Annotated in this window: 21 protein-coding genes; 9 read left to right on the top strand and 12 right to left on the bottom strand. The window is 48.9% G+C overall.

Translation table 11 applies throughout. The annotated features are described in order from the left end of the window. Genes D0C16_RS13735 through D0C16_RS13725 form a run of 3 tightly spaced genes read right to left on the bottom strand, consistent with a single transcriptional unit; the run spans position 1 to position 3635 of the window. A complete protein-coding gene (locus D0C16_RS13735; RefSeq protein WP_062060818.1) occupies positions 1 to 1968 on the bottom strand; it encodes a hypothetical protein in 1968 nt (655 codons plus the stop codon). Beyond that, entirely contained in the window at positions 1965 to 3446 is a 1482-nt protein-coding gene (locus D0C16_RS13730) for a site-specific integrase (protein ID WP_062060820.1), read from the bottom strand. Before D0C16_RS13730 ends, D0C16_RS13735 begins: the two co-directional genes overlap by 4 nt. A 51-nt stretch (positions 3447 to 3497) precedes the next feature. Beyond that, complete coding sequence (locus tag D0C16_RS13725) at positions 3498 to 3635, bottom strand: hypothetical protein (RefSeq protein WP_370458187.1); 138 nt, start codon at positions 3633 to 3635, stop codon at positions 3498 to 3500. 236 nt (positions 3636 to 3871) lie between these two features. Between D0C16_RS13725 and D0C16_RS13720 the strand changes: the two genes are divergently transcribed. The 9 genes from D0C16_RS13720 to D0C16_RS13685 all read left to right on the top strand — a co-directional run bounded on the left by D0C16_RS13720 (position 3872) and on the right by D0C16_RS13685 (position 11425). Then, the gene (locus D0C16_RS13720) at positions 3872 to 4633 is read left to right on the top strand and encodes a ParA family protein (RefSeq protein ID WP_151032907.1); all 762 of its coding nucleotides are present in this window, start codon (positions 3872 to 3874) and stop codon (positions 4631 to 4633) included. 17 nt (positions 4634 to 4650) lie between these two features. After that, positions 4651 to 5109, top strand: a complete 459-nt coding sequence (locus D0C16_RS13715; protein ID WP_151032906.1) for a lipopolysaccharide assembly protein LapB — start codon at positions 4651 to 4653, stop codon at positions 5107 to 5109. A gap of 367 nt (positions 5110 to 5476) precedes the next feature. Then, positions 5477 to 7225 carry a nitrogen regulation protein NR(II) gene (locus D0C16_RS13710; RefSeq protein WP_151032905.1) on the top strand — a complete coding sequence of 583 codons (1749 nt, stop codon included), beginning with the start codon at positions 5477 to 5479 and terminating at the stop codon, positions 7223 to 7225. Between the two features lie 36 nt (positions 7226 to 7261). Further along, positions 7262 to 7972, top strand: coding sequence for a response regulator (locus tag D0C16_RS13705; RefSeq protein ID WP_151032904.1), 711 nt, complete (start codon positions 7262 to 7264; stop codon positions 7970 to 7972). Between the two features lie 656 nt (positions 7973 to 8628). Beyond that, positions 8629 to 9702 carry a M23 family metallopeptidase gene (locus tag D0C16_RS13700; RefSeq protein ID WP_151032903.1) on the top strand — a complete coding sequence of 358 codons (1074 nt, stop codon included), beginning with the start codon at positions 8629 to 8631 and terminating at the stop codon, positions 9700 to 9702. 64 nt (positions 9703 to 9766) lie between these two features. Further along, complete coding sequence (locus tag D0C16_RS24050) at positions 9767 to 9922, top strand: hypothetical protein (RefSeq protein ID WP_191968488.1); 156 nt, start codon at positions 9767 to 9769, stop codon at positions 9920 to 9922. Positions 9923 to 10001: 79 nt separating this feature from the next. Continuing rightward, entirely contained in the window at positions 10002 to 10406 is a 405-nt protein-coding gene (locus D0C16_RS13695) for a globin family protein (protein WP_151032902.1), read from the top strand. 253 nt (positions 10407 to 10659) lie between these two features. After that, positions 10660 to 11148 carry a hypothetical protein gene (locus D0C16_RS13690; RefSeq protein ID WP_151032901.1) on the top strand — a complete coding sequence of 163 codons (489 nt, stop codon included), beginning with the start codon at positions 10660 to 10662 and terminating at the stop codon, positions 11146 to 11148. Next, positions 11141 to 11425, top strand: a complete 285-nt coding sequence (locus D0C16_RS13685) for a transcriptional regulator (RefSeq protein WP_151032900.1) — start codon at positions 11141 to 11143, stop codon at positions 11423 to 11425. Before D0C16_RS13690 ends, D0C16_RS13685 begins: the two co-directional genes overlap by 8 nt. 31 nt (positions 11426 to 11456) lie before the next feature. Here the strand turns inward: D0C16_RS13685 and D0C16_RS13680 are convergent, their stop codons facing one another. From D0C16_RS13680 to D0C16_RS13640, 9 genes are all read right to left on the bottom strand, one after another. Then, positions 11457 to 11786, bottom strand: a complete 330-nt coding sequence (locus D0C16_RS13680) for an antibiotic biosynthesis monooxygenase (protein ID WP_151032899.1) — start codon at positions 11784 to 11786, stop codon at positions 11457 to 11459. A 17-nt stretch (positions 11787 to 11803) separates the two neighbouring features. Beyond that, positions 11804 to 12469: a hypothetical protein gene (locus D0C16_RS13675; RefSeq protein ID WP_151032898.1), complete on the bottom strand. Its 666-nt coding sequence runs from the start codon at positions 12467 to 12469 to the stop codon at positions 11804 to 11806. Positions 12470 to 12511: 42 nt separating this feature from the next. Next, positions 12512 to 12979, bottom strand: coding sequence for a GNAT family N-acetyltransferase (locus D0C16_RS13670; RefSeq protein ID WP_151032897.1), 468 nt, complete (start codon positions 12977 to 12979; stop codon positions 12512 to 12514). Positions 12980 to 13058: 79 nt separating this feature from the next. After that, complete coding sequence (locus D0C16_RS13665; protein ID WP_151032896.1) at positions 13059 to 13754, bottom strand: hypothetical protein; 696 nt, start codon at positions 13752 to 13754, stop codon at positions 13059 to 13061. Beyond that, positions 13747 to 14574 (bottom strand): FTR1 family protein, encoded by an 828-nt coding sequence (locus D0C16_RS13660; RefSeq protein WP_225318677.1) that lies wholly within the window; start codon positions 14572 to 14574, stop codon positions 13747 to 13749. Before D0C16_RS13660 ends, D0C16_RS13665 begins: the two co-directional genes overlap by 8 nt. Then, on the bottom strand, positions 14575 to 14910 hold the full coding sequence (locus D0C16_RS13655) for a cupredoxin domain-containing protein (RefSeq protein WP_151032895.1): 336 nt from the start codon (positions 14908 to 14910) through the stop codon (positions 14575 to 14577). Next, the gene (locus tag D0C16_RS13650; protein WP_151032894.1) at positions 14907 to 16319 is read right to left on the bottom strand and encodes a HAMP domain-containing sensor histidine kinase; all 1413 of its coding nucleotides are present in this window, start codon (positions 16317 to 16319) and stop codon (positions 14907 to 14909) included. Before D0C16_RS13650 ends, D0C16_RS13655 begins: the two co-directional genes overlap by 4 nt. After that, positions 16316 to 16975 (bottom strand): response regulator, encoded by a 660-nt coding sequence (locus tag D0C16_RS13645; protein WP_151032893.1) that lies wholly within the window; start codon positions 16973 to 16975, stop codon positions 16316 to 16318. Before D0C16_RS13645 ends, D0C16_RS13650 begins: the two co-directional genes overlap by 4 nt. A gap of 76 nt (positions 16976 to 17051) precedes the next feature. Further along, entirely contained in the window at positions 17052 to 17693 is a 642-nt protein-coding gene (locus D0C16_RS13640; RefSeq protein ID WP_151032892.1) for a hypothetical protein, read from the bottom strand. Between the last annotated feature and the right edge of the window lie 9 nt (positions 17694 to 17702).

Below are 17702 nucleotides of genomic sequence, written 5' to 3'. Positions count from 1 at the left end.
TTATGTCCCTTCTATTTCAAGTAGTGCGTTTATTTTGGCTCCCCAATATTGGTCTCGCTCACCGCGCTCAAAGCGTATGATTGCATCTTTCACATACAGTGAGATTTCGTCACTCATGTCAGAAAGATCTTCTAGTATCTGTTGGATACGATTCAAATATGGCGCGAATTTTTGGAATTGCTCATCGATATTGATTGAGCTGATGCGGCTCTGAGTCTCGATCCAGAGCTTGATGGTTAGCAAGCGTAATATGCTTTCAATGTCGGCATGCAAGCCAAAGTGCACGCAAAATATACACGTAATAGGGGCGCTACAGCGTGGCTCAATTGCAAGCTCCTCAAAACCCTCGACGCATTTTGGTCCATCCTGTTCCAAGTCACAGACGCCTGTGAGCGTTATTTCACCATCGCTAATGATTCGTACAGGCTTAATATCCATATGACGCAGTTCCGCAGCCTTTGCTTGTGCTGCAAAGTAGTCGTTCATTGCTTTTGCTGCTTCTTCATGATTTTTGAAAGCATAGTGCCTTTCAATAGTTCTTGGTGATGCCAATTGCATACTAGAGACCATAGCGATGTTGCCGCCGGAGGCTTCTAACAGGTTCACTGATTTGTGCTTACGCGCAGCCCGGGTGGCCAGTGCTGGCGCGCGCGCAGGCCAGAGACTTAGCTGCCGCATAGCGTTGCCCGATAGTAAACTATAGGGGACTCGGTCAGCGCGGTCAGTAATAAGAAATAATCCCAACTTTGGCGGAGCTTCGATCTGCTGGGTCATCCAACCGTGTAACTTGAGATATATTTTCCAAGTAGTTTGAGCGAAGCGAAGATCCACATGTTGTTCTTGTTGCTCAAAGCTAGCGCGCCCTTTGATAGCTCTAGTCGTTGCTAACCCCACTGCTCTGTCTAATCGAACGTTTTGACAGTCAATACTGACGAGGTGCGCAGCATTGTTCCCGGTCTCCGCCATCAACAGATGCGCAAAATGGCGCGTGGCATGGTTCGCCAACTCGTGAAGTGTGAATTGACTAAACTTGCGGTTATTTTCCTGTAACCGCTTGAAGCTATCAGGATTGATGGGCGGGACGCTATGCTCAGCTAGCAGCGCATTAAATGCACTGGCCTTGCCTTCAAATACCCCTTCACGTCGGAAAAAAAAGGGCTGCCAATCAGCGCGACCTCCCTTCACTCGTGTTGACCAGCCGTTCGCATTGTTTGATATCTGGCTGTAGAAAATCAGGTCCTCGAAACCTAGATCTGCCAATTTGACCACCACTGGTGGGGCGATGTTATTGAGGACAGCATGAGTGAATGCCTCAAAGTAGCGCTGATGGAGGGCGTAAGCCACTGCATGTTCATCGGCGGTTGTTGCGGGTGCAGGCAACTCATTCATCCCCATTTTTTTTTGAGGAATTCGTATTGCCCAACTTTGCACCACTTTAGGATCATGTCCGCTGGCCTGACTACAGATATATATCAATGCTGATTGCAGGTTTTGAGCCATAGGATAGCCGATCGATATAGCCCTATCACCCACATTAGACAGGCGCAGGCGGTGACGAATATGATCGGTGCAATCTCGGTAGAGCCCTCGGGCGCCCTCAAGGCTATATAGCTCAGCCGAGCGCTCATGCCGGTCAATCCAATCGAATATGGACTCAATCCAGCAAAAATCGGGAATACCTGAATGACCCTCTAGTAGTCCTTTAATGATCGGTTGGATCAAGGAGGCTCGTTTGGCGCAAAAGCTTAAAGGGTTGACTTTCTTTCGCTCATTGAAGGATCTAATAGTAGGATCGAGCGATCGACGATCGAGATAGCAGACACGGTATGTTTTTAGATAGCGCATTTTCTTGCCCTGACCTTGATCAATGCAAGTTAATTCTGGCCTGAACGTCGGTGCTATATCAAAACTGTTCTTGGGCAGCGTATTCAGTTCGGGTAGGGTGTAAGTGATCGCGCCGTTTGTCATGTCCGAAGCTGCTCTATTGTGCGATTGATTCTCTCGTGATGATATGCGCTTGCTTTTCTGACTATTGAGTTGCTCTTATCGTAATTCAGGTAGCTTTGAGTCGTGTTAAAGTTCGAATGCCCCATACGCTGTTTGAGTTCGTCGCGGATATCCATGGACCCGGAGGCATCTGCGTCTCGAATAAAGTTCATTCCGTATGTTGCCCGAAGGTCATGGAATCTAAACGTGTTGAAGTCTGGATGATTCACGCGGATATCTTTTATTAAGCGACTTAAGTAGTTTCTCACGGCATTACCCGTTTGGACGGTGAAAGTAACGCGATCTCGCGCCGAAATACGTTTGCTAAATTGCCCCTCTTGGCGGTCAATAATCTCGGAGGTGCTTGTGTAAAAAGGTGACCCGTTTGAGGCGAGAAAAACATAGTTCTCGTGGCTCTCTTCATAAAAACTGAGTGCCCGACGGCCCCGACATTCGTCTGATTCAATGTAATCGCGCAGCATTCGAACCAACTCAATAGGTACGTGGAGCCGATAGCGCTTTTGATTTTTTGTATCAACTCCAGTGCCATCACCGACTCGAAGAAGCACCTCGCCATTTTTTGGGGATTTCTTGAGGAGATCGTAGATATCTTTAACTCTGAGTGTACAAACAGTTTGGAGGCGAGCTCCTGTGAAAAGGGTCACAAAGCACATTAATTGGAAAGCTCGATTGTTGCTTTTACTGAGCTGTTGAAGGAATAGGTTCTGCTCGTTCTCTGTCAGTGGTCTCAGGGTTCCGCCGTCCGCAATCTCGCCCACGTGGTTACGCTGTGGTTTGGGAATCTTGAAGTTAGAAGTCTCTACAATTTTCATCATCTGAAGGCCGATCGAATTAACAATCGGGATGCCAACAAAGGAGCTTTTGTAAGCACTGTGTTCGATTGCGGATTCCGCTACCAGCTTCCATGCTAAAAGCCCACGATAGAATCCGATTACTGCTTGCATACGAGCTTTAGCTACGCTTAGAGAGATCGGCTGGCCGCTCTTCTCACGCAAGAGCCTTTTTAGGTATCTGTAGTAAGCCCAGGTAACCCGCTTCTCTTCTTCGATTGGGAAGTACAGCTCATGAATATCTTTGCCTTCGTTGCGTAAGTGCTCAATCCACCGTAAATACATAATCAGGTGTTTGGCTATCGATCTAAGCGTATCGATAATTGGCGGGGCAAGCTTCGCCATTTCTGTGAACTTACTCATCAGGTACAGGTTCCCTAAGTCCCAGGGGGTGCCGTCGCCACGAATTAGGACTGGAAAGTTACGAATCACACCGTCTTCAATCGGTGAAAACTGAAGGGACAGGTCGGTGTATTTCAATCTTGAAAAACGCGCCACTCTTTGATCTCGCTGCGGGTCGAAGGCAATTTGTGCAGGAACAAATACATCGATGCAGGAGAGTCGCGCCGTTGAATTTAATGCCTGTTTCGATTTTTTATCGTCTCGCATAAGTGATCTCTTGCAGCAGCTTTGTACATACATTCAATCACGTTAAGGGGGTTATGTATACATGTGCACGTTAAGGGTATCATAGCTGTTAAGTGCCAGTATTCGCGCATCTGTTAGCAGGCCGGTGCTTTCAATCGCATCCAATACCAAATCAGGGGTAAGCGGTTCGTAGGGATGGGTCTGGCTCATAACAAGTGACTCGGGAAAGAGGGTGCGATTGTAGCGCTCGCCGGAGCTCATTGCTTGCTTATGCGCTAATCGATGCTTTTAATCCATGACAGGTGTGAAATGGCGGATAAATTTTGAATGATTTGCATAAAAATGCTACAAGTTAAAACGCCTTGAGCAGATTTCCTTCACGATAATGACCGGCACTTGCTCCCTTGCAAGATGGCGCGACCGGTAACAACACGCATAGGATTGTTATGATCAAAATCGCTTTCTATAACCTCAAGGGCGGCGTGGGCAAAACTACCACTGCAGTCAACATGGCCTATATGGCTGCCGCCGCCAAAAAGAACGTGATTCTGTGGGACTTGGACCCGCAGGCAGCGGCCAGTTGGTTTTGTCAGCAGGAGCCGGATTCCGCCAAGGCGATCAAGTTGTTTAGCAAGGGCAAATCCATCGGAGAGATGGAGCTCTATAGTCCCTATCCGCGCTTGATGCTGATTCCCGCGGACTTGAGTTTGCGCAGTCTTGATAGTGAATTTGATGAGCTCAGTAAAGACAAAAAATTCCTCAAGCAATTGCTCAAGCCGCTCAGTGAAAAAGCCGATGTGCTGATATTCGATTGCCCGCCCACGCTCTCCCCCAGCGTAGAACAGCTGTTGCAGGAAGTGGATATTTTATTAATCCCGATGATTCCCAGCCCACTCTCGATTCGCGCCATGGAACAAGTGATCGAGTTTTTGAACAGCAAGAAATCTGCGCCCAAACGTATCGTTGGATTTTTCAATTTGGTGGATATGCGCCGCAGCCTGCATCGCGACGCGGTTGAAAACAGCAAGAAAATGCCGGTACCCATGCTCAAGACCTATGTGCCGAATGATTCGGCCGTTGAGCAAATGGGGCTGCGCCGGGCACCACTCACCAGTTACAATCAGCGCAGTCGAGCGGCACTGGCCTATATCGATTTGTGGAAAGAAATTGCGCGGCTGCTCAAGGCTGCGACTAAAGAAGCTGAATAATTCGTAGCGGATATCCCATGATCAACTTGTGTAAACGCCTGTTAATCGCAGGCTGTGTGTTAGCTTTTATCGGTTGTACGCCCTACAGCCAGCAGCCTTCACCGCGTCCAGCGCCTACTCCCTCCAAACCGGCCGTAACAACCAAGCCCTCAACCACGCCGGCAGTGGTACAGCCGCAGCCGGGCGTGGTACCCAGGCCAGCAGTGAGCTTGAACCCAGCCGCCGTCAGCTTGTCTCGCCAGGCACGTAACCAATATCTCGCGCAGGATTACCAGGGGGCTATTGCCACTGCCGAGCGCGGTTTGCGTATCGAGCGGCGCGCGGCAGATTTGTATCTGGTGTTGGCTCAGGCCTATATGCAGCTGGGGCAACCGCAAAAAGCGGAGATGTTTGTGCAGCAGGGGTTGCGCTTTGCACCTCAGGGTTCCGATGTGGCCAGCGGGTTACTGCGGGTGCGAGAGTCGCTCGGACAGTAATTCGCGTTTTTAACAGGCACAAAAAAAGGGCGCAGGTTGCGCCCTTTTGTTTGATCGCATCATCGCTAGAATTCGCGATGAGCATGGTCGGCTTGTTTGGCCTTTTTCAGTTGGTGTTTTTCTTTGGCAGTGCGAGTTGCCGGTTTTTTACTTTCTTTGCGTTTGTCTTGAGATTTGCTCATCTTGCTCACCTCCAGTGCATAAAGTGGGTACCGCTATTTAAGCCTAGGCGTAATCGGGTTAATTGCCAGAGCGCGGCGCGTTAAAGTTTCATCGCCCAGCTGCATCTAAATCTACCAACAGTTACAATTTGTCACTTGGCTTTCGCGGCCATACCAAACAGTTCTATGGCATTGCAGGGAAACGAATGAACGATCTGGTCATCGACAATTACACCAGCCTCGCTTTTGGCCAGCGCTATCGGATTTTTAATCCATTGACGCTGCTCTTTCGCGATGCGGGTCTCGAGCAGGAATACCAGGCCAATGTGGCCAGCAACATTGCCCAGCAAGTGCGTATCGCCCTGGCGCTGGCGTTTGTGCTCTACCTGAATTTTGCGTTTCTGGATTACCTGTTAGTGCCGGAAAGCATGTGGGCCCTTTGGGGTGTCCGCGCCGTGACCTGCAGCCTGTTAGCGCTGCTATTTCTCATCAGTTATCAGGCGATTTTCCAACGCATCCACCAGCAAGTTGTATTTGCCTCCAGCATGGTGGCCGCCGGTGGCATCTTTGCCATGTTGTTAATCACCCACAACCAATACAGCCACTATTACTACGCGGGTATAAACCTGTGCATCACCTGGACGCTGTTTATTGTTGGATTGCGGTTTCTCAACGCGTTGCGCACGGTGTTGTTAATAGTGCTGCTGTACAACTGCATCGCGTTTTATAAAAACCTGCCGCTCGCCGATATTATTTCCAATAATTTTTTCCTGATGTCCAATGCCATCATCGGGATTTTTGCAGGCTATACCATCGAGCAGCATTCGCGCTGGCAGTTTTACCAATCGCTGGTGATTAAAAACAACAGTAGCAAATTACATCGCGCGATGATCGCCGCGTCGCTCGATGCAGTGATTACTATCGATGAGCAGGGAGCGGTGATTGAATTTAACGAAGCCGCCGAGCAAATGTTTGGTTACACCCGCGAGCAGGCCCTGGGTCAATCCATCGGTGAATTAATTGTGCCCGATGCCATGCGCGCGCAACACGAGCATGGGTTTCGTCGTTACAGCGAACAGGGCGCACCCAAGGTGTTGGGGCAGCGCCTGGAATTGCAGGCAAAGCGCAGTGACAACAGTGAGTTTCCGGTGGAGCTTACTTTACGTCAGGTGGATTTAATTGGTCGCCGTCTGGTCACCGCCTACATTCGCGATCTCACTGCCCAGCGCAATGCCGAGCATGAAATCGCGCGTCAGCGCGAAGATTTACAGCGCAATGAAAAACTTGCGGCCATGGGGACATTGCTCGCGGGAATTTCCCATGAGCTGAATAATCCACTCGCGATTGTCGTGGGCCAGGCGCAATTGCTGCAAGAAACCGAGCAGGATACGCGCGTGCTCAAACGCGCCGATAAAATTCGTCAAGCGGCCGAGCGCTGCGCCACTATCATTAACACCTTCCTGTCCATGGCTCGCAATCAGCCACCCAGCTGTGCCCCGGTTGATGTCAACGAATTAATCACAAGGGTTCTTGAATTACTTGAACCCAAATTGCGCGAGCATCACATTGAATTGCAATTAGCGCTTGGAGAGTGTTTGCCGCGCGTATCGGCGGATGCAGACCAGGTTCATCAAGTCGTGAGCAATCTCATCATTAATGCGCAGCAGGCGATGCAGGAATCAGCGCAAAAAGTACTGCGAATCGAATCCTCAGTTACCGACGATCAATCAGCACTGCTTGTGCGCATTAAAGATTCCGGTCCGGGTATAACCCCCGAGGTTGAGCGCCGCATTTTCGAACCCTTTTTCACCACTAAAGCGCCTGGAAAAGGGACTGGCTTGGGGTTGGCGGTGTGCAGCGGTATTGTTGAAGCGCATGGCGGCAGTTTGGAATTGGAGCCCTTCACCGGTAACGGCGCTTGCTTTCGAATGAGTTTGCCGCTGTGTCCGGCATAAATTTATCAATAAATTAATTAGCATCAAGTGAGCGACATGAGCACTCAATATCAAATGATTGTGGTTGATGATGAAATCGACATTGCCGAAACTCTCGCCGATTATTTTGAGATGCAAGGATTTGCGGTCAAGGTGGCAGTAAATGGTCAGGAGCTGAAAAAAATCCTGCCGGAATTTACACCACATATTGTGCTGCTGGATTTGAATATGCCCGGAGAAGATGGCTTAACTCTCACACGCTATTTGCGCGAACACACCCGCGCCGGAATTATTATGGTTACCGCGTCGGCCGGGCAGGTGGATATGGTAGTCGGCCTGGAAATGGGGGCGGACGATTACGTCGGCAAACCGTTTGATTTGCGCGCGTTACTGGCGCGTGTGCGCAGCGTATTGCGCCGCACGCAAAATGAATTGCCCGCGAATACGCAACCAGTGCAAGACGCGCGCAAAAAAATTGGCAAATGCTTGTTGGATGTGGAAACGCGCAAACTTTGGGAGGGCGATACTGAAGTGCCGCTCACGGCAATGGAATACGATTTGTTGATGGTATTTTTGGCCAACCCCAATCGCCCCTTGTCGCGCGATTATTTACTGGAGCTTGCGCACAAAACCGATGCTGATCCGTTCGACAGATCTATAGACAGTCGCATCACCCGCATGCGTAAAAAAATTGAACCTGACCCGGATAAACCGGCCACCATTAAAACCGTGCGTTCGGTAGGCTATGTCTATATTCCCAATGCCTAGTGCATTGGGGATCTATTTATGTAGGTACGATTAGCGCAGCGTAATCGTACGAATGCCATTCCCCCCGCATGCTATTCCCTAGCCCCTATTTTTACTGTTGCGCCGTTATCCCCACACGAGGGATAAATTCCTGCTTTTACTTATTTATGAAATGTTCAATAAGGCCAAGAGCATTAGGCATTTCCTTGCATCCTGAAATTTGTCGATTGATTTTTCATGCGTACGATTACGCTGCGCTAATCGTACCTACGTGCTCTTTTCTACTCCTAATCCTAACAGATTATTCAATGACATAAGCCGTATATCTATAGGGCACATCCACTCTATATTATTTAAAAACTCTTATCCATTAATAGCGTGCATCAAGTAAATACAACTGGCAGCCCGCACCACCTAGGGTGTTTCAGGCAAACCAATATCCGCCATAGCAGCATTCCACACCAGGTTAAATTACACCCGCTGACACAATTGACACAAATCTCCCTTCCCTCGACAAAATCCTGACAATCTCCCCCTTTAATATGGCCACATGAACAAACGACATGGCTGTCGTCGCTGGTAAAAGGAGCTTGGTCATCGCGGTTGTTCGCTAAGGCGCTTCACTATCTGTTACTTGCTAAACACTCACTCATTTTTTGTTTAAAAGGAAATTTAAAATGAAATCACTTCATGTTTTTACTCGCTCACTTGCTGTTACTCGTTCCCTGATTGTTGCCTCTGCTGCGTTGGTTTCTGTTGCTGCTTCAGCATCGGATTTCCCGCTGCGTGCGGATGACATCAACCTGAACTACCGCTACACCACTGACACTCATTGGTCTGGCGATGCTCAGGCAGAGGCGTTGGATATTATTGCTCGCCGCCATATCGGCAGCGGTAAATGGGATCACCTCAAAACCAACGGTGCGGACAATAAAGTCAATTCCAACCACATTGTCTACGGCGCAAAAATTCGCGCAATGGATGCAGGTACGGTGGTTGGTTGTTGGCGTAACGCGCCGGAAAATACCCCGGGTTCCAACCACGCCAAGGTGGCGGAAGGCTATATAGGCTATGCGGGAAACCACTTATGGGTTCTGCAAGATGACGGCAACTACGCACTTTATGCGCATGCACAACCAGGGTCGATCTCTACCGATTTGTGTCCGCACAATGCCACCTATTTACCAGCAAAAGAGCAGGGTGCGGTGTGGACGATGGCGGGAATAGTATCGGGCGGTGCGCGCATTGCTAAAGGTCAGGTGTTGGGTCTGGTAGGAAATAATGGCAATTCATCTGGTCCACATTTGCATGTTCACGTGCAAACCGGTTCGGGCGATCCCATCAAAATGAAATTCGATCATGGCCAAACCACACCATTCACTGATTACACTGCATCGGTAAATGCCACCTGGACTTTACTGAACGGCAAATCAATTCCTGCCGGTAAAATGATGGTTTGGGCTCCGCACTCAGTGGCTTATTGGACAGTGAACAATATTCCTGACGAGCGCATGCAAGCCTGGTTCAACCACTTTGCAGACTCCGGCGTAATGCCCAGTGTTTATGCCTGTACCGACAATGGCCAGATCTATAACACCAGTTGGGTTCCAACCAGCGGTGCATGGGTTGCCCACCACGGCATGTCATTAACTACGTTCAACAAAAAATCGACTGATTTAGCCAGCCTGGGTTTCACCCGATACGGCTGGTGGTACTGCGGTTCTGTGTACACCGGAATCTGGCGTAAATAAGTTAACGGTAAATCGTTAATTCGTGAAATGGAAAATTTTGGAAATCATTCAAGAGGATTTGAAAATGAAAGCAATGAAATTAATTGGTGTGTTGGCGTTAGTGATGGGGGCAGCGACTGCGCAAGCGAGTATCGTAATGCCCGATCTGCGAGTGAAAGAGCAAGTTGGTAATTTCAACCCGCAGCCCGAGCCGCCAGGAAAAAGCATTATCTTGCAATAAGTGTGTTAACCAAAAAGTAATCGCCACCTGGCGATTACTTTTTACTTTCCCTGTCTCTTAACGGTAAAAAGGTGTCGATATGGATAGCTCAACCATTCAGCTGGTACAAAATTCCTGGCAAAAAGTAGTCGCCATTGGCCCGCAAGCGGCGGCGCTGTTTTATCAAAACCTATTCGAGGCAGACCCTGCATTAAAACCTTTATTCAAAGGTGACTTGCAAGCGCAAGGCAAAAAATTAATCGAGATGATTTCAGTTGCCGTGAACAAATTAACCGAGCTGAATGTATTGGTTCCCGTATTACAAAACCTCGGCAAGCGCCACGGTGGCTACGGCGTACAAGACTCCCACTACGACACAGTCGGCGCCGCTTTATTAAAAACATTAGGGCAGGGCCTGGGTAATGAATTTACGCAGGACGTAAAAATCGCCTGGACCAATGTTTATGGCGTGATGGCGGATGTGATGAAAGAAGCGGCGAAATAACGATAGCATTTTTTCTCGCCGCTCACGTAGGTTGGCGGTGAGGAACGAACCCCAACAGGGCAATGTTTCTACAAAGAAATATCTTTCTTACAAAAAAACTGCCAAAAAGAAGTTGAGCTGCTCAAATAAAAAGCACACCCACACCACGGGAGTCATATTCCTGTTGGCTTTCCATTGTGGAAAGAAAAGACTTGCCAAAACGGAAAGTCATGGCTATATTACTTTCCATCTCGGAAAGTAAAGGGGCTTTGCAATGAGAGAGAACAACCATCAAATTACTGCTGATGACGCTAAAGCAGCGCTGGCATCAATAGGTGTGGCGAATAAAATTACCCTTAGCAGTATGAGGCCACCATTATGGTTAATACTGCTGTGCGCAATTGCCTTGGGTATTAAAACTGCGGCTATGGGCTCTATGATTAATAACAGCCTGTGGAATGCAATTCACTGGGGAGCTTACAGTGTTATTTGCCTCAGCGTTGTATCGTGGATTATTGCGTTGCGAATTAACGGCATCACGATAAAAATTTCTGATGTGAATATCACGGTAAAAGGCATTGTGGTCGCACTGCTTATTTGCGCATTGCTGATATTGTCGCGAGTTATTTACCTGCAATCCGGGTCATTGGTGATTCCTTGTGTTGCAGGTGTTCTTAATGCATTGATCCTGACAATTGGTTTGCGCTTTGGTCGGCTACTGAATGCAAAAAAAGGAAATTCAACGGAGGCGCGTAATGGGTAGTGCCGCTTTTGATGAATTAATCCATGCACCTAACCGATTAAAGATTTGTGCCCTGCTTGCACCGGTAGCCTCACTGGAATTCAGCGTACTGCGCGAGCATTTGGGTGTGAGCGATTCCGTGCTTTCAAAGCATATTAAACCGCTTGAAGAGGCAGGTTATGTCGTTATTAACAAAAGCGCCAGCGAGGGAAGGGTGCGCACCTGGTTATCGCTGTCCACCAGCGGGCGTAAAGCGTTTAAAGGGCATGTAGAAGCGCTGAAAGAAATAGTGGGGTGACAGCTGGCTTGGCTATAAAAACTATTCCCGATTAAAGCGGCACTGCCGGAGCAGGTGCTAACTTCAACAAATCTGCTTCAACCTCCAATAGGTGTAGAACATTTGGTTTTCCATTTTTTATTAGTTTACGCATTGAATCTCTGGCTTCAACCAAATGGGCGGGCCAATCAGCAGATGCCGCATAGAGCTCGTTGCTTGGCCACTGTGCGTAAGCAATAAATTTTCCATCTGAACTACGATGCAATCGGGAGCCTAGGCTACCAAAGTTTTTATAAATAACTTGAGTGCAATGAATCCACGACGCGATGAATTCTTTTTCAAGTCCATCAATCGGATCGAATTCGAGAATTACAGCAATCATTTAAAATTTCCTTTCTTCTATGTAGTTGAGTCCGGTTTTTCACAAGATGTGTGAACTAGTTTGTCGGCTTGGTAATTGGGGGTAATTTCGTTATTTCGCTTTAACACCGATGCCGTCATATCAATTAATTTGTCGTAGCCATTTTCGGGCCATGAGTTTTTCAAGATTAACGCTTGCTTATAAGCTAAGGGCACTTTTCCCTGATAATAGTAAGCAAAGAACAGCCCGCGCTGGGCTTCTTCGTCTGGGGCGGGATCTAAAAAGCACTGAGCGCTTTTGTATAAAATTTCGGCGGCGGGCGCTAGGGTAGGATCTGAGTTTACGTATAGGTTGGCAAGATCCAATATAGCCCTTACATTCGATGGGTTTAGGCGTAACACATTTTTAAGGTCTTCGTCGGCGCCCCGCCATGAGTCCGGGTGGTCCATGTTATGGCCAAACGTTTGAAGCAATCCTCTTTGATACAAAGCCGATTCGTTTTTAGGGTCGCTTTTTAGTAAAGAGTCCAGCTTCTTTTTAAGTAGTTCGTATTTTTTCGTAATCTCTTTTTGCTGGGCTTCATTCTCAATTGCAGGTGGGTAACTGCCGAGGGTTTTTTCAAGTTCTTGTAAATCGGTATCGATTGTATTTGCGAGTGAGCTGGCGGTAAAAATGAGTAGAAATGCCCAATAAAATGCTTTCATTTTTGATCCTTAATGTTTTTGTGTTCGGCGAATGCCTTGGTGTTAGGTGTGTTCGCGAAGGAGCGACACCTTGTAGTTCAATTTAGGCAGCATTCGTTGTTGAGGCTCGCTGTAAATTTCACCCACTTTTAAGGCGCCTTTTTTTAAGTAAAATCCTTCTGCATCTGGGTCAGATATGATGTAGAAGTCAGAAATACCTAGTGAGTCGCATTCGTTAAGAATCTGGGCAAAAACCAGATTTCCGTAGCCCTTGCCAATGGCATTGGGCAATAACCACAGGTGGTCAAGTTCATTGCTGTCACCTTTTACAAGTGCGAAAAATCCAATTACTTCATGATCTTTTACAATGAGTTTAACGGTATTGCTCGCAATATACTCCGCTTTGAATGTCAGGTTGGCTCGCCATGTTTCGAGTTGTTCCTGCGCATATCCCCAGTAGCCTTTCGAACTAATTAATAGGTCGCGCAGAAGCTCTGCATCCTTTGCTTGTGCGTCGATAAAGGTGAGCATGTAATTGTCCCTATTTGGCGGGGAGTGGTAATGACAGGGTCTTGATTGGGTTCATGGGGGCGGGTTGTAGCGTCGCCGATTAAAACTCAAACTCTATCCCCAAGCGAATATTATTGTCCGGGGTGTCTTGGTTCAAGCCAAATAAATATCCCAACTCCCAGCGCAGTTGCGTTTTAGCGGAAATTTTTTGTACGCCGGTAAGTACGGGGCCGGCAGCCCAGTCCTGATCGTCCAGATAGAGTTCGAGCGCGGGTTCGAGTACAGGTGAGTAGCGGTAGCGAAATTGGGCGCGCGCAGCGGTTTCGAATTCGTCTTCGATGTCGTTGCCAAATTCGTATTCCGCAAACAGATTTACAGTGCCCACCCAATTGGAGGTTAGTTCTTTTTCCATCAGCAAGCCGAGCGCCACTTCGCGGCGGTGAATGTCGTCGGCGCTGGCGGTTTCAAACAATAATCCCCAGTCGGCCCAGTATTCGCCCTGTTCGCTAAGTTGCCATTTTATTTCTGCTTCGTACCCGCGATATTGTTGGTTGTCGTGAGTGATGGATTCGGTCAGTAAATAAATTTCGCCAAACCAATGCTCCGCCCAGGCGTAACCGAGGCCGGCGCGTTGCAACATAATGTTGTCATCGGTCACATCGCGCCACACAGCGCCATATTCCAATTCGCGTTCGTTTTGTTCTACATACGGATGATAGACGCGGTTAAGTTCTGCAAGAGAACCGCTTGACCAGCCGCCGCCAGCCGCTAGCAAAATTAGAGCGAGTTTACGCATGGGCGAGCTTCCTCCGTCGCCATTGCCAAATACCGATGACGATCAGCGGCGTTACTGCTAACCAATAAAAAATAACTTGAATAGCGCTGGGGCTGGAGTCATATCCTATCAGCGCGTAAAGCAGTTCACCCAGCCAGGAATGTTCATTGACGAGCCTGGATGTGTCCCACAGGGGGGCGGCGGAATCGAGCACGCCGATTTGCAATAGTTGCTTGGCGATTTGCGTGGCCAATCCACCGCTCAGCAGGATCAAAAAACTGAACAACAAGTAGATAAAACGGCGGACGGAAATAAATACCAGCAAATAATAAGTAATCGCTCCCAGGCTCGCGCCTATCCCCAAACCGATTGCGCCACCCGTTAACGCCGACTCCAATTTGTCCGGTTGTTGTGCAAAGCCGCCTAAATAAATCCAGATCTCCGCTACTTCGCGTGCGAGGGAAAGGCCTACGGCAAAAATAGCGGCTGCAACCAGCAGCTGACGGTTTAGGCGTGGAGTATCTTCTCGCGCTAGATGTCGCAGTTGGTGTGGCGTATTGAACAGGAGCGGCGCAATAAACGCGGCAATTACGATAAAAGCGAGCACCACCATGAAATACAAGAGGGCATTGGTCCACTCTTGCCCGGTGCCGCCCAGTGCGTCGGCGATAGTGTAGGCGTAGTGTGCCAGCGCCCAGGAGCTGAGCGTGCCCATCACCAGTGCGACGAGAATCCAATGAAGGGAAAAACCGAGTTTGCGACTCATCACCATCAGTATGGTAATGATGAGTGCGGCCTCCAGCACTTCGCGCAATACTAATAGAATTGCATCGACCATCATCTAGCCCTCGGGTTGCGCGCGAATTACACCCTGCGCTGTTTTGGGATTAAATTCTCCAAAGAAGGGGTAGTCCCCGGGTTTTAACGGGCCGATAAAAATAATTGCCTTGGCGCCGCCCATAATGACTTTTTCGCGATTTAATTCGTAGCTTTCAAATTCTTCCGGCGTCGGATCCTGATTGAGCACAACTAATTTAATTTTGGTGTTGGCCGGCACAACCAGCGTTGAGGGAAAAAATAAATGATCGCGAATTTCAATCGTAAATTCCGGCACAGCGGCGAATGCAGACAAGGGTAACGCACAGGCAAATAACAGCATGAGTTTGCGCTTGATCATTTTTCTTTCGCTCCTTCGTTGGGTGCGCTGAGGCTTTGGGGGCTGCAGGCAGAAAAAGTTACCTGCACCAGTAGCCCGGTTGGGAAGGATGATTCGGTCAAGTTGATCCGGGCCTGGTGCAAATCAACAACCTGTTTGACAATGGATAAACCCAAGCCGCAGCCGGGTGTGCCGGAATTGTGGCGATCACCGTGCAGACGATAAAAGCGATCAAAGACACGCTCTCGTTGATCGGCAGGAATACCCGGGCCGTTGTCCATAACTTCCAGCACGACCTGGTCGCCACGCCGCCAGGTGTGCACCACAATCTGCCCGTTGGCGGAGGAATATTTTATTGCGTTGCCCAATAAATTATTAATCAATGTTTCGAGTGCGGCGGCATCGCCATTGACCCAGCAGGTGTCGCCATCGAATTCAATTTGTAGGTCTTTGTGACTCAGTGCATCGCTCGCGCCTACGATCACTTGTTTGACCAGCGCAGTCAGGTTGACGGGTTGAAATTGACTCATAAAGTGATCGGGTGAGGTCTTGTTGAGTAGTAGAATTTGCTCGACCAAATAACTCATTCGTTTAATGCCCTGCTGTAATTTGTAAGCAGACTCGGGTACCGGTTGCAATTCATGCAGCAAATTTTCACAGTGGATATTTAGCGCGGCTATGGGCGTGCGCAGTTCATGTGCAGCGTCGCCTGCAAAGCGTTGCTCGCGCATAAAGGACGCGCCCAAGCGACGCAATAACTCATTGGCCGATTGCGCCAGCGGAATTAATTCGGCGGGCATGTCCTGCTGATCAATAGCCCGCAAATCGGTTGCTTCGCGCGCGTGAAATTCCTCCGTCAGCCGCGCTACCGGGCGCACCCCAATTCCCAGTACCCACCAGATTACAAAGCCGATGATGGGAATTGCAATCACCATGGGTGTTACCGCTTGCAGGATCATGGATTCCGCCAAACGGTAGCGCTGATCGTCGCGCTCGGCGAGTAAATACCAACCGGAATTATTGACGGCGGGTGCCACCAAAACATGCCAGCGGTAGTGATTGAAATTAACAAACTGATAGCCGCTGCGCAAATCGCTAATCACCTCATCAGGCATTGCGGTTGAGCGCATCAGCAACTTGCCCTCGTTACTGACCCATTGAAATTGCAAATCGGCCACGCGCGTAGAAGTGTCGCCGGGCGCGGCTTTTGCCGGTGCGTTGTATACCAATGGTGCAGAGTTTTGTGAGAATTCCTGATAGCGCCCTGGCAACAAATAATTCAACAAGTCGACCTGTTGCAGCAGCCGCTGGTTAAATAGTTTTTCGGCTTCGTCCATACTGCCGAGGTAACCACGCACCGCCGCCGCAAAGTTGGCCAGCGTGATTATCGCCACCAGCAGTATGACCAAAAAAACGCGAATGGATTTCATTGGCGCGGAACCATGTAGCCAATGCCGCGCAGGGTTTTAATAAAATCGGCGGGCAATTTTTTGCGCAAATTGTGAATGTGCACTTCAATCGCATTACTCGCGACTTCATCGCCCCAGCTGTAAAGTTTTCCTTCCAGCCCTTCTTTGGTTTGGATAATACCAACATGCTCTACTAACGCTTTGAGCAACATGTATTCGCGACGCGATAAATTCATCGGCTCATCATTGAGTAGCGCGAGGTGGTGAGTGGTGTCCAGTTTTAGTGGGCCAACCTGAATCATCGCTGTGGATGCATTTCCCAAACGACGCTCCAACACGCGCAAGCGCGCGAGTAATTCGTCCAGCTCAAAGGGTTTGGTCAGGTAATCATCGGCACCCGCATCCAAGCCCGAGACTTTGGCATTGGTGCTGTCGCGCGCGGTTAGAATCAATACTTGAGTGGGGTATTTTTTTTGGCGCACCAGGCGCAACAAATCCAGGCCGTCCATATCGGGCAGGCCCAAATCCAGTAATAAAATATCCGGTGGTTCAGCGGCGAGAAAGGTGCTGGCGGCCTTACCGTTATCCAGCCAACTCACGGCAAAGCCGGCGCGCTTGAGTGCGCCGACAATGCCGTCTGCCAGCAGGCTGTCATCTTCAACAAGCAGTATGTGCATTCCTGTCCCTCGTACTTACAGAATCTTGGGCTGTCGGGCTTATGCATTCTACTGCGGAGAATTTGCCAACAGACAATTACAAATGTTTTTTCGCTTTGGTGAGCGCGCTTTCAATTTCCTGTTTGCGCCCGGTATCGGCAGATTCGCGGCCGGGGCGTGCTGGCGCCTGCAGGGCTTTTTCCAAGCTTGCCACAGCTTGCGGATATTGTTTTTGATCCAACAGGTAATCGCCGTAAAAATAATTGGAATCTATACCGTCAGGATTATAGCTTAATCCTTTTAGCAGCATCTCTTTGGCCTTTTTGTCATCGCCAAATCCAACCGGCCAGCCGGGGACTTGATAATAAAGTGAACCCAAGCTGGTGTAAGCGGAACCGGCCAGTGCATCCGGTGCGATACTGATGGATTGTTCAAATAATTTTTTTGCTTGTTTAACCTGATCCAATGCACCCAATCCACCTTTGGCCCCGGCGTAGGTGGAGCGAATAATTCCCTCCCAAATCAGATAGGCAGGTTTATCCCCGTTGCTGGTGCGCAATTTTTCAGCCTCGGCCACTAATGTTTCAAACGCTTTTTCGCGCTCGGCTTCCGGTAGTTGGTATTTGATTTCTGCCCAGCGAGTTTGTAATTGTTTGATGTCGGTGGCTTCATCGGCATGTAAACCAAAGCTCACGAATGTGCTTGCCAACAAACTGGTTGCGATCAATAAACGTTTCATAAATGGAGC

The sequence above is a fragment of the Cellvibrio sp. KY-GH-1 genome (assembly GCF_008806975.1).
Taxonomy (GTDB): Bacteria; Pseudomonadota; Gammaproteobacteria; order Pseudomonadales; family Cellvibrionaceae; genus Cellvibrio.
This window is presented reverse-complemented; position numbering and strand designations above follow the sequence as displayed.